13 protein-coding genes are annotated in these 11,940 nt (G+C 36.6%); 7 read left to right on the plus strand and 6 right to left on the minus strand.

Going from position 1 to position 11,940, the window contains the following annotated elements; translation table 11 throughout:
• Window positions 1–8 precede the first annotated feature (8 nt).
• Window positions 9–551, plus strand: coding sequence for a GNAT family N-acetyltransferase (locus tag ACX9YW_RS07885; RefSeq protein ID WP_460344423.1), 543 nt, complete (start codon window positions 9–11; stop codon window positions 549–551).
• A 33-nt stretch (window positions 552–584) separates the two neighbouring features.
• Here the strand turns inward: ACX9YW_RS07885 and ACX9YW_RS23900 are convergent, their stop codons facing one another.
• On the minus strand, window positions 585–689 hold the full coding sequence (locus ACX9YW_RS23900; RefSeq protein ID WP_495994931.1) for a hypothetical protein: 105 nt from the start codon (window positions 687–689) through the stop codon (window positions 585–587).
• On the minus strand, window positions 686–994 hold the full coding sequence (locus ACX9YW_RS07890; protein ID WP_460344426.1) for a hypothetical protein: 309 nt from the start codon (window positions 992–994) through the stop codon (window positions 686–688). Before ACX9YW_RS07890 ends, ACX9YW_RS23900 begins: the two co-directional genes overlap by 4 nt.
• 178 nt (window positions 995–1,172) lie before the next feature.
• Between ACX9YW_RS07890 and ytvI the strand changes: the two genes are divergently transcribed.
• Together ytvI and ACX9YW_RS07900 are read left to right on the plus strand one after the other, a co-directional pair.
• Window positions 1,173–2,204: a sporulation integral membrane protein YtvI gene (ytvI, locus tag ACX9YW_RS07895; protein WP_460344429.1), complete on the plus strand. Its 1,032-nt coding sequence runs from the start codon at window positions 1,173–1,175 to the stop codon at window positions 2,202–2,204.
• Between the two features lie 131 nt (window positions 2,205–2,335).
• Window positions 2,336–3,391, plus strand: coding sequence for a M42 family metallopeptidase (locus ACX9YW_RS07900; protein ID WP_460344432.1), 1,056 nt, complete (start codon window positions 2,336–2,338; stop codon window positions 3,389–3,391).
• A gap of 35 nt (window positions 3,392–3,426) precedes the next feature.
• Here the strand turns inward: ACX9YW_RS07900 and ACX9YW_RS07905 are convergent, their stop codons facing one another.
• Window positions 3,427–3,813, minus strand: a complete 387-nt coding sequence (locus ACX9YW_RS07905; protein ID WP_460344435.1) for a YbaN family protein — start codon at window positions 3,811–3,813, stop codon at window positions 3,427–3,429.
• 84 nt (window positions 3,814–3,897) lie between these two features.
• The gene (locus tag ACX9YW_RS07910) at window positions 3,898–5,208 is read right to left on the minus strand and encodes a hemolysin family protein (RefSeq protein WP_460344438.1); all 1,311 of its coding nucleotides are present in this window, start codon (window positions 5,206–5,208) and stop codon (window positions 3,898–3,900) included.
• 490 nt (window positions 5,209–5,698) lie between these two features.
• Here ACX9YW_RS07910 and ACX9YW_RS07915 point away from each other — a divergent pair, with 490 nt between their 5' ends.
• Complete coding sequence (locus tag ACX9YW_RS07915; protein WP_460344441.1) at window positions 5,699–7,831, plus strand: putative bifunctional diguanylate cyclase/phosphodiesterase; 2,133 nt, start codon at window positions 5,699–5,701, stop codon at window positions 7,829–7,831.
• Window positions 7,832–7,851: 20 nt separating this feature from the next.
• Here the strand turns inward: ACX9YW_RS07915 and ACX9YW_RS07920 are convergent, their stop codons facing one another.
• Window positions 7,852–8,616: a FixH family protein gene (locus ACX9YW_RS07920; protein ID WP_460344444.1), complete on the minus strand. Its 765-nt coding sequence runs from the start codon at window positions 8,614–8,616 to the stop codon at window positions 7,852–7,854.
• Window positions 8,617–8,904: 288 nt separating this feature from the next.
• On the opposite strand from ACX9YW_RS07920, the gene ACX9YW_RS07925 reads away from it, so the two are divergent.
• Genes ACX9YW_RS07925 through ACX9YW_RS07935 form a run of 3 tightly spaced genes read left to right on the plus strand, consistent with a single transcriptional unit; the run spans window position 8,905 to window position 11,126 of the window.
• Window positions 8,905–9,681: an amino acid ABC transporter substrate-binding protein gene (locus tag ACX9YW_RS07925; protein ID WP_460344447.1), complete on the plus strand. Its 777-nt coding sequence runs from the start codon at window positions 8,905–8,907 to the stop codon at window positions 9,679–9,681.
• Between the two features lie 22 nt (window positions 9,682–9,703).
• Window positions 9,704–10,363 carry an amino acid ABC transporter permease gene (locus ACX9YW_RS07930; RefSeq protein ID WP_460344450.1) on the plus strand — a complete coding sequence of 220 codons (660 nt, stop codon included), beginning with the start codon at window positions 9,704–9,706 and terminating at the stop codon, window positions 10,361–10,363.
• Window positions 10,364–10,379: 16 nt separating this feature from the next.
• The gene (locus tag ACX9YW_RS07935) at window positions 10,380–11,126 is read left to right on the plus strand and encodes an amino acid ABC transporter ATP-binding protein (protein WP_460344453.1); all 747 of its coding nucleotides are present in this window, start codon (window positions 10,380–10,382) and stop codon (window positions 11,124–11,126) included.
• 26 nt (window positions 11,127–11,152) lie between these two features.
• Here the strand turns inward: ACX9YW_RS07935 and ACX9YW_RS07940 are convergent, their stop codons facing one another.
• A complete protein-coding gene (locus ACX9YW_RS07940) occupies window positions 11,153–11,890 on the minus strand; it encodes an urease accessory protein UreH domain-containing protein (protein ID WP_460344456.1) in 738 nt (245 codons plus the stop codon).
• Between the last annotated feature and the right edge of the window lie 50 nt (window positions 11,891–11,940).

The following is an 11,940-nucleotide window of genomic DNA, read 5'->3' on the forward strand; positions in this document are numbered from 1 at the left end:
GTAGAATTTTGTTTACGTTAAAAGTAGATAATGAAATAGAATTGCAATTATTCCAGGTTCATCATGCTAATGAGTTATTTCAGTTAGTTGATAATAACCGATATCATTTACGCAGATGGCTGCCATGGGTCGACGCTATGTTAGGACCCGAACAATATCATTCCATTATTCCTATTTGGTTAAAGCAATTTGCCGATAATCAGGGAGTTAATTTAGGAATTCGTTATCGAGGAAGATTGGTCGGGGCAATCGGTCTTCACCAGATTGATTGGCAAAATCAACTAACTTCGATTGGTTACTACCTTGGTGAAGGCTATCAAGGAAAAGGGATTATTACAAGGGCCGTGCAGGCTCTGTTGAATTATGTTTTTTTTGAACTGAAGCTTAATCGGGTGGAAATACGCTGTGGTGTTGCAAATAGAAAGAGTAGAGCCATTCCTGAGCGACTGGGATTTTATCATGAAGGAACCATTCGTGATGGTGAAAACCTATATGGCCATTATCACGACTTAATGGTCTACAGCTTGTTAGCAAGAGATTGGATAAAATAATAAATAAAAGTCGGGAGATATTGTCCCGACTTTTTATTGTTTCCACACTCGTAAAACATGACCGCCACATCCACACTGGTCAATATATTTAATTTGAACACCATTGGTAACTCCCCTTACCCATTTAGGTGGAACTATCTATCTTTCTCTTTTTCCTTTAAAATGATAATATCTTCCTCTACTCTCGCTATTCGAATCAAATGGGAATCCAATCTTTTATGGATGGATTTAAATTCATCATTTCCATTAAATATATAATTTTCCTTTATTTCTTCTAATGCTTCTTTAATATCAGATAAATCAATTTGATTCACAGCCACACGATGTTCAATACTATCTACTTTCTCAAGGCGATCCAATCGATGCTCAATATGCTCAAGCTTCTCATTATTCATCATGATGACCTTCTTCATTTCTTCAAAAGCCTTTTTTAACTCTTCCATCCTGTTTCCCTCCCATTGCGAACTCGTTATTTATATTATTTATCATAACAACTTTTTTACTATTAAGATGTTACAAAAACAGTAACAATATAAAAATATACATTCTGGGGATAAGACTTTATAATAAAGGTAGTTGTTTTGTAAGTTGATTTGGTGTGTAAGGAGAGTTTGTACATAAATGTGGAAAAAATGGTTGTTTATTGGAATTGTTCTATTAACTATCTTTTTGATTTTGCCATATATTTTACCGATTATTTTTGCTTGGATAACGGCCTTTCTATTAGAGCCTATTATTCGATTCCTGAAAGATAAGCTGAGGTTTAAACGTTTTCAGGCCGTTCTCATAACTTATTTAAGCTATTTAATATTATTATTTTTCACGTTTTATTATGCTGTTTCAACATTAGCGCAGAATATTACGAAATTATCAAAGCAAACTCCTCAATTAGTGATTAGTCTTTACGATTCTGGGGTTCGTCCATTGATTAAAAAATGGGAGCAATATTTAAGTAATTTACCTCCTGATGTTATCTCTTCAGTTGAGAAATCTTTTGAAAATACCATACGAGGATTGACAACCTTCCTCCAAAGTACAGCGGAAGGCCTGATTTCCTTATTAACAACGATTCCTAGCTTTTTAGTTGAATTTTTAATTTATCTAATCGCTCTGTTTCTTATTAGTATAGAGTATCCCAATATTATTGCGAAAATATCTTCCCATCTAAAGGAAGAAACGAAAGAAAAAATTAATTTAGTCCTAAAGCCGCTTACAAGTGCATCTTTTGGATTTTTAAGAGCCCAAATTATATTAAGTTTTGCCACCTTTATTATGGCATATGCTGGTTTATGGATTTTACAGGCTCCCCATAGATCACTCTTGGCATTATTAATTGTTCTCGTCGATATTTTACCAATACTTGGAACAGGTTCCGTATTGGTGCCATGGGCAGTAGTCGCTTTTTTCCAGGGAAATGCTTTCCTGGGGTATGGACTAATCATATTATTTCTTGTGATAACAGTGATTAGGAGAACCATTGAACCAAAAATATTTGCCCAAAGTTTAGGTATTTCACCCCTTGCCTCCCTTATCAGCCTATTTATTGGCTTTAAACTATTAGGATTTATTGGTATGTTCATTGGTCCGGGCCTTGTCATCGTTTGGAACACACTTGTCAAAGCCAACATTATTAAAATGAACTTTAAGATTTAGCTCTTCAAAAAGTCCATACCGTGGTTTTCAGTATAAGTTACTTTTAGCATCTTTTTACTGTTAAAAATAAAGTAATAGAATGTATTATTCTTTTGAAAAATTGATTACACCATCAGAAAAGAGGTTTGAACATGTTGAATTCGAACACAATGGAAACGATTCAATTAATTAAAGAATTAGTTTCGATTCCAAGTCCATCAGGAAATACAGAAAAAGTCATTTGGTTTGTTGAAAACTATTTGAAGGAATTAAATGTCGAGACTAAAAGAAACCGAAAAGGCGGTCTCATTGCAACCATTCCAGGTACAGACACAGCTAATCATCGCATGCTTACAGCCCATGTCGACACACTTGGAGCAATGGTCAAGGAAATTAAGTCAAGTGGGCGTTTAAAAATCGATTTAATTGGTGGCTTTAAGTATAACTCGATCGAAGGTGAATACTGCCAAATCGAAACAACACAAGGGAAATCTATTAGTGGTACGATTCTCATGCATCAGCAATCTGTACATGTCTACAAGGATGCTGGAAAGGCAGAGCGTAATATTGATAATATTGAAGTCCGAATTGACGAGAAAGTACATACCGCTGCAGAGGTTCGAGCGCTTGGAATTGAGGTCGGTGATTTTGTTGCCTTTGACCCACGAGTGGAAATCACTGGATCGGGTTATATCAAATCACGTCATCTTGATGATAAAGCAAGTGTTGGAATTTTATTACAATTAATTAAACAAATTAAGTCAGAAGGTATCGTCTTACCTTATACGACTCATTTCCTTATTTCAAACAATGAGGAAATTGGCTATGGGGGCAATTCCAATATCACTCCAGAGACAGTTGAGTATCTAGCTGTCGATATGGGTGCAATGGGTGACGGACAATCGACCGATGAATATACGGTATCTATTTGTGCAAAAGATGCGAGCGGTCCTTACCATTATGAATTACGCAAAAAACTAACGCAACTTTGCGAGGATCATGGAATTCAATACAAAGTTGACCTTTATCCTTTTTATGGATCTGATGCTTCTGCTGCTATTCGCTCTGGACATGATATCGTCCATGGCTTAATCGGCCCAGGAATCGATTCCTCGCATGCCTTTGAGCGCACACATCAATCATCGATTGAAAATACAGCAAAGCTTTTATACCACTATGTACAATCAGAATTGATTATAAAAAATTAATTCATGCAAAAAAGGAAGGGGATTCCCTTCCTTTTTTATGTTTCGTTTTCAACCTCTTTATTTTTAATAGACCAGATAAAATAAGTAATATATAAAACTACTCCTAAAACTAACAACCTTACCCAAATAATCGGAATCAAAAAGAAAATCGAATAACTAGACGTAAGCCAAAGAACAAGGATGGCCGTATATTTTGCCCTTTTTGGAATTCCCTGTCCAGCTTGAAAGCTCTTAATATAGTCACCAAGCCATTTGGTGTTAAGAAGCCACTGATAAAGTTTTTCCGAAGAACGTGCGTAGCAATAAGCACCCAATAATAGCAAAGGAGTAGTAGGGATTAAAGGAACAACAATTCCAACAATTCCCATAAAAACACAAATGGATCCAGCTACAATTAAAAATGGTTTAAGCAATCCCTTCAAGTTCGCAAAACCCCCTTATATAGAAAGATACCATTTTTTCAAATAAAAAAGAACCCTTGGCATTTCAAGGGTTCCTTTTTGAATTTACGCAAGCGACTTTTGGCCAAGCATTTTTTCAATTTCGAGCGATTTAATATGGTAACCTTCCATTTCCAGGATTTTAATTTCATAGTCACCTAAGGTGATTTTATCGCCCTCTTTTGCTTCCATCTTTTCGGTTAAAATCCAACCGCTAATGGTGTCAACATCAGTATCATCGATATCGAGTCCAAATAAGTCATTAACCTCTTCGATAAGCACTTTCCCATCGATGATTGTTTTATGCTCATTGATTTTCTTGATATCGGGAACCTCATCATGGTCAAATTCATCACGGATATCGCCGACAATTTCCTCGATAATATCCTCGACCGTCACAAGCCCTGCGGTACCACCATATTCATCAACGAGGATCGCCATATGAACACGTTCTTTTTGCATGCGTAATAATAAATCATGTATCGGCATTGATTCCATAACCTTAATGACCGGTCGAGAATACTTGACAATTGACTCTCTTGCCACTTTTTTCTTGACAAAGTCTGATAAAACTTCTTTCATATTAATCATGCCAATGATATGGTCTTTGTCACCCTCAAAAATCGGATACCGAGTATAATTTTCCTCAGTTGCCTTCGTAATAAACTCCTCAATGGTCATTTCCTTATCGTAACCCACCATTTCAGTCCGTGGCACCATTATTTCTTTGGCAAGTCGATCATTAAATTCAAAAATATTATTTACATATTTATATTCCGACTGGTTAATTTCTCCGCTTTTATAGCTCTCAGATAATATCATCCTCAATTCTTCCTCTGTATGGGCAATCTCATGTTCCGAAACTGGTTTTAGCCCGAACAGTCCAGACAAAAGTCGTGCCGAACCGTTTAAAGTCTTAATAAAAGGATACATTAATTTATAGAAAAATATGATTGGTTTAGAGAATACTAGCGCAATTCCTTCTGCCTTTTGGATGGCCATTGTTTTTGGTGCCAGTTCACCAACAACAACGTGTAAAAAGGTGATTGTTGCGAAGGCAATAGAAATGGATAGAATGCTAGAAGCCGATTCTGATAGTTGCAGTTTTTCAAACACAGGATGTAAAATACTTTCGATTGTTTCTTCTCCAATCCAACCAAGTCCTAAAGCTGTAATGGTAATGCCGAGCTGACAAGCGGATAAATACTCGTCTAAATTTGAGATCACAGTTTTGGCCGCAATTGCATTTTTATTCCCCTCTGATACGAGCTGATCAATCCGGGTACCTCTTACTTTTACAATCGCAAATTCTGTTGCCACAAAAAAACCTGTTAAAGCAATTAAAATTGCCACCATGATCAAATTAAATATGTCCAAATAAGTCTCCTTCTCCACAATTCCTGCAGCGAAGGAATACACCTCCTAGAGATTTGTTAATAGTTATTTATTAATGTAATGGTTTATTTATGCTTTGTAATAAAATGTTCTCTTGTAAGAAATATATGACAAATTTCTACAAATCAACCTGTTAAAGTAATAACCGCAAAAAATTTACCCAATGCCATTTATAGAAAGGGATAAAAGGCCTAATTGGGTAGATTGGTTTTGATACTCCAATTTAGTCACAGCTAACTTACATCTTTGAATGTACTTCCCAATAGTCTCACCCCAATTTTTATATAGTTATTACTAATGTATATGAAAACGATTCCCTGCGTCAATGTTTTAATTTACTAATGTCAGATTATTCCAGTATGCTATTTTCACTAATTTGTAAAAAGTCCGTGACCCATTGACCTGAACAACTTATACAATAGTTTTAGAGCATTTTTTTATAATCCATACACAAAACCAGGGGAGGGAAATCATGAAATATACCTTAGAGAATTATGAGGTCTATGTACGGGAATTAGACAGGCTTCGCAGGACTGTGGTTAACTCTGAACACAAGACAGAAGAATTTATTAATAAACTTAAAAACAACGAATCCCTTAATTTAAAAATTCTCGATACGCTTCCAATTAATATTTTTTTGGAAGACCGCGAAGGAAGAACCCTATTTGCCAATAAACAAGCTTGTAAATGCAATGGCTTAACACTTGAGGAGCTGGTCGGTAAAACCGTCTATGATTTTTTCCCCCTTTATATCGCAAACCAAAATAGAGCCGATGATTTAGAAGTATGGCAGAGAAAAGAACTGATTACGAAAGAGGGAATGGTTGGCTTTCAAGGGAAAGAATCCTATATGTACACTGGGAAAACGATTATCCGTTCCGAAGAGACAAATGAAGAATTTTTACTTGGTTTTGGATTGGATATTACGGACCGAGTAATCGCTGAAAAACGTTTACGTGAGAGTGAAGAAAAATTCCGGAACTTAATTGAGCAAGCAGCTGACAGTATTTTCCTCTTTGATAGAAACGGCCTGATTATTGACATTAATCCGAATGCTTGTGAATTAATCGGTCATAAGAAGGAAGAATTACTTTTTCTAAATGGAGCTTATTTATTTACATCACTTACTAAAAAAATGAAACGTGCGTCTACGAATAGGAAGTCCATTCATTTTGAAGACTTAATGAAAAAAGTTGACGGGACAGCAATACCAGTCGACATTAATCTACGATTAATTCAAATCTCCGAAACAAAGGCGTATTTAGCCGTTTGCAGAGATATTAGTGAAAAGAAAAAAGTGGAAGCAAAAATCAAACATATGGCTTATCATGATGCCTTGACCGGCCTACCTAATCGTTGGTACTTACAATCATTCAGGAAGATGGATTTGAAGAAATCCTTTGGACCTACTTTTTGTATCATACTTTTAGATTTAGACCATTTTAAATTTATCAATGATAGTCTTGGTCATTCTGCCGGAGATTCGTTACTCCAGGAAGTCGGAAATCGATTAAAGAAATTACAAAAGACGAATAATGTTCTAGCAAGATTGGGTGGCGATGAATTTATATTTATTCTCCCGAACGCGTTAGATGAAACGGCCAAGAGGTTTGCCCATCAAATTATGAAAGCAATGGAGCAGCCCTTTTTGATTCATGATCAAAAAATAAGCATCACAACAAGTATTGGATTTAGCATCTATCCGAATGACGGGGATTCAATCGATACATTAATCAAAAATGCTGATATAGCCATGTATCGTTCTAAGGACCAAGGGAGAAACGGCTATTATCAATTTAGCTCATCCATGATGGACCATATTAATGAACGAATGGAAACGGAAATGAACTTACGTGAAGCATTGGAGAAACAGGAGTTTATTCTTCACTATCAGCCAAAAATTAACTTATTAACGGGAGCGATTAGTGGCGCGGAGGCTCTTATTCGTTGGCAGAGAAATAACAGCTTAATTTATCCCGGTTCCTTTATTTCACTGGCTGAGGAGACTGGGCTCATCGTCCCAATTGGAGAACAGGTGATTCGTAAGGCTTGTGAAAGCTGTAAAGAATGGCATGATCTCGGTTTTAATCAATTAACCGTCAGTGTCAATATTTCTGCTTCTCAATTCCATAAACAGAATCTAGAACAGGTCATTTCAAGGGTTTTATTAGAGACGGGATTACCTCCCAATGCCTTAGAACTTGAGTTAACGGAAAGTACCGTCATGAAATCACCGGATGAAGCAAAGTTGACTTTAAAAAACTTAAAATCACTTGGAGTAAAAATTTCCATTGATGATTTTGGTACAGGCTTTTCCTCGCTTAGTTATTTGAAGCTTTTTCCAATTGACACGTTAAAAATTGATAAATCGTTTATTATGAATTTAGATACCGATCAAACAAATGCAATGATTGCTAAGGCAGTTATTTCTCTTGCCCACAACTTACATTTACAAGTAGTCGCAGAAGGGGTTGAAAATGAAGAACAGTTAAAATTTCTACACCAAGAGCATTGTGACTATGCCCAAGGCTATTATGTCGGTATTCCCATATCTCGTTCTCACTTTTTAAATCTGCTGAATAATAATAAGGCAGACTTATCATAAAAAATAAGCCTGCCTTCTCTTTATTTCACTTCAATCATCAAAATTTTGTGATCATGGATTTCATCTTTATTGACATGAATTTGCACGTGATACATGCCGGCTGTTTTGAATATTGCCTTAGCCGTGTAGACCCCTGCTCCATCTTCAGTAGCATCAATCCATTCCTTTTTGCTTTCATCTTCAGGGATAATTTCAAAACGAACTGTTGCACCCAATAATGGAGTATTTTCAAGTGTTAACGTAGTTGATAACTCTATATCTTGATTAATAGCTACAGTGGCATTTTCCTGGTTTGACTCTATTTTCAAAGCGGTTTCATGATGCCCATGACCACTATCTTCGTGATGAGAGTTTCCAGTATTCTCTTCACTTACCGTATTTTCTGCAGGAGTTCCAACTGTAAAATCTTGTTTTGGCATCGAATGCATACTTCTTGCCGTAACATGGGCGATAACAGAATAATGACCATCTTCGGTAAAGGTCTTTTTGATTGAATATACACCTTTTCCATCGTTTGTCGCATCCACTTTCTCATGCTCTTCTTCGCCAATCTTCCATACTTCGAATTTTACTTCGTTTGCATCGTCAACCAACTCATCGCCTTGTGTAACTGTTGCTTCGAGCTTTACTTCCTCATTGATATTAATAGTTTCGGGTGTATGAATGGTAACTTCTATAAGCGCTGGTGGACTGACGGCTCCATTAGATTGATCACTTTCCTTATCTTTACCACAACCTACCATGACCAGTAATAATGACATAACAAGAAATGCTAGTTTCCTCATAACGACTTCTCCTTTAAGTTATTAGGTGAACCACTTTCACCTCGATTATAACCATTAGTTTAGGATTATTAAAGCAAACTTAACCCTATCTAAGAATAAGCTGAATTATTTTCATTAACAATATCGAAATAGAATTAATTGTGAACGATATGTGAAGATCCACTATTATTTTTCAGAATAATCTTTCTTTTAAAAAAAGAGTCGACCAATTTACTTTATCGTGTTATCATACTACCATATTAACACGTTGCCACTTTAATAAACTAAAGGATTTTAGGAGGATGTAAAATGAAACGCTGGATTACTTTGTTTACAATTGTAGGAATGATACTTGTTTCAGCTGTAGGTTGTTCAAATTCGGCTTCATCGAAGGAGAAAAACCAATTAGTCATCGGAATCGATGATAAATTTGCTCCAATGGGTTTCAGGAATGAAAATAATGAAATTGTCGGTTTCGACATCGATTATGCTAAGGCCACGGCCGATAAGATGGGGAAAAAAGTCGTTTTCCAACCGATTGACTGGAGCGCCAAAGAATCTGAGCTTTCTAGTGGCCGCATCGACTTAATTTGGAATGGTTATACGATTACGGAAGAACGCAAAGAAAAGGTCCTATTTACGAAGCCATATCTAAAAAATGCTCAAGTAATTGTAACAAAATCAGATTCAGAACTTACTAGTTTGAATAAACTTGCAGGGAAAGTCGTAGGTGTTCAATCATTATCCTCTGCACTTGATGCATTAAATGCTAATGAAATAAGTACCAAAGTCAACTCGATCACCGAGTATAAGGATAATGTCCTTGCACTGAATGATTTGAAAATTGGTCGGATAGACGCCGTTATCATTGATCAGGTTGTGGCAGATTATTACCTAACACAAGAACAGGATACTTTTAAAATGTTAGAAGAATCGCTCTCTCCGGAAGAATATGGAATTGGTGTCAAAAAAGGCAATGAAAAATTGTTAAAAGAACTACAGGAAAGTTTAGATGGACTAAATGCGGATGGTACCGCTGCGCAAATTTCCGAAAAATGGTTTGGAGAAGATCGCATTTTAAAATAATTAGACGAAGGTGAACAGCGTGATGAATATAGATTACCTAATTACTATTACGAAACCGATGCTAGAAGGAGCGCAAATGACAATCCTATTATTCTTGATTGTCATTGTCCTATCTATTCCGTTAGGATTTATTCTTACATTACTTTCAGGAAGTAGCCATCGGATTGTTGCATCGGTTGCAAGATGTTACATCTATGTCATGCGCGGAACACCTTTGTTGTTGCAATTATTGTTGATTTGTTTCGGCTTACCAATGCTACCTTTCGTCGGTGAATATTTAGTAATGGACCGTTTTGTTGCCGCATGCCTAGGTTTTATTCTAAACTATGCCGCTTATTTTGCAGAGATTTTTCGCGGCGGACTGCTAGCAATCGATAAAGGTCAATATGAGGCAGCCCAAGTGCTTGGTTTTAACAAGTGGCAAACGATGGTAAAAATCATCCTGCCACAAATGGTTCGAGTAGCTCTTCCTGCTATAGCAAACGAATCGATTACCCTTATCAAAGATACAGCATTGCTTTACGCTGTTGCAGTTCCTGAACTACTTCATTTTGCACAGACCGCTGTTAACCGAGATTTTACGATCCTGCCATTTTTTATCGCAGGAATCATTTACTTGCTGATGACTCTAATACTTTCCGGTTTATTTAAATGGATCGAGAAAAAATTAATTTTTGCATAAAAAAGGACTGGCATATATGACAATCATCGAAGTGGAAAATATACAAAAATCATATGGCGGCATTGATGTTTTAAAAAATATCTCCTTTCAAGTCAATCAAGGCGATTGTCTAGCCATTATTGGACCCTCTGGTTCTGGAAAAAGTACGATGCTAAGAAGTCTAATCAATCTTGAAAAGACTGACAATGGCTCCATTCGTATTTTTGATCGGTTTCTCGTACAAAATGGCAACTATGTTGGCAAGCAGGAAATCAAACAAATCACCCAAAAAATGGGGATGGTCTTTCAGCATTTTAACCTCTTCCCTCACCTAACGGTAAAAGATAATCTTGAGGTTGCTCCAAAATTCGTTAAAAGTGAGGCTAAAGAAATCATCCAAAAAAAGAGGGAAGAATTACTAGAAAAGGTTGGACTTTCTAGTAAAGCTTACGAGTACCCTTCCAAACTTTCAGGTGGACAAAAACAACGGGTTGCCATTGCGAGAGCGTTAATGATGAACCCGGAGATTCTTCTATTTGATGAACCAACCTCAGCTCTTGACCCTGAATTAACTGGTGAGGTGTTAAAGGTGATGAAAATGCTTGCTAATGATCGGATGACGATGATCATTGTTACCCATGAAATTGGTTTTGCCAAAGAGGTAGCTAACAAGGTCATGTTTGTTGACCAGGGGAAAATCATTGAAATGGGGCCACCAGAACAATTATTTAATGATTCGCAAGTTGAGCGAACAAGAGCATTTTTATCAAAAGCATATCAATAAAAAATCCCCTTCAAGGGGATTTTTTATTACAGGCTCCAATAGGTTATTGTATCTAAAAATCCTAAAATTAGCATAATAGCACCCGCTATCTTTTGAACGAAAGCCCCGAGTTTTCTACCGCTTTTTTTCATTAACTTCCCGCTTAAGCCGAAATACCAAATGAGTGTAATGGCCAGGATGAGTGGTATGGATGTCCCTATAGCGAAAATAATAGGTAGAACCGCCCCGTAAGATACCGATAAAGAAATCGGCAGAAGGGTAACGAAAAATAAAATAAACATGGTTGGGCAAAAACCTAAGGTAAAACTAACTCCTAATAGAAAAGCCCCTAATTTCCCTTTCTTTAAGAACCGCTCCGGAATGCTGCCCAGAGTTAGTGTTTTTCGTATCATGATTATTCCAATCATAAACAGTCCGATAAATATTAGCAGCGGGCCAAATGCTTTGCGGACCCAAGGAAATACTAGTGTTAAACTCGTTTGCACCTCACTCCCAAGAATCCATACGATGGAACCAAGGAAGGTAAAAACGACAATTTTACCTAAAATAAAATAGAGCATTTCTAACCAGGCAATTCGCTTTTGCAGGGACTGATTTCCATATATCGTAACTGCACCTAAATTACCTGTAAATTGGCATGGTGCTAGGGCTCCAATAATACCTAGGATAAATGCTGATACGATTGGAATGCCCTCCGTTGATTGCTTTAAAGTAAGAAACGGCTGGCTTAAGAACTGACTTATTGCACTGAACCATTCATACATATTGTCTTGATCCCTCCTCAACTCTTAGCCAATCTCTATTGTAACTATAT

Source organism: Pseudoneobacillus rhizolycopersici, assembly GCF_054786815.1.

Coding starts and splice junctions, on each gene's coding strand:
- ACX9YW_RS07890 (WP_460344426.1), bottom strand. CDS start 994: ATGGAAGAGTTAAAAAAGGCTTTTGAAGAAATGAAGAAGGTCATCATG.
- ytvI (WP_460344429.1), top strand. CDS start 1,173: ATGTGGAAAAAATGGTTGTTTATTGGAATTGTTCTATTAACTATCTTT.
- ACX9YW_RS07900 (WP_460344432.1), top strand. CDS start 2,336: ATGTTGAATTCGAACACAATGGAAACGATTCAATTAATTAAAGAATTA.
- ACX9YW_RS07915 (WP_460344441.1), top strand. CDS start 5,699: ATGAAATATACCTTAGAGAATTATGAGGTCTATGTACGGGAATTAGAC.
- ACX9YW_RS07920 (WP_460344444.1), bottom strand. CDS start 8,616: ATGAGGAAACTAGCATTTCTTGTTATGTCATTATTACTGGTCATGGTA.
- ACX9YW_RS07925 (WP_460344447.1), top strand. CDS start 8,905: ATGAAACGCTGGATTACTTTGTTTACAATTGTAGGAATGATACTTGTT.
- ACX9YW_RS07930 (WP_460344450.1), top strand. CDS start 9,704: ATGAATATAGATTACCTAATTACTATTACGAAACCGATGCTAGAAGGA.
- ACX9YW_RS07935 (WP_460344453.1), top strand. CDS start 10,380: ATGACAATCATCGAAGTGGAAAATATACAAAAATCATATGGCGGCATT.
- ACX9YW_RS07940 (WP_460344456.1), bottom strand. CDS start 11,890: ATGTATGAATGGTTCAGTGCAATAAGTCAGTTCTTAAGCCAGCCGTTT.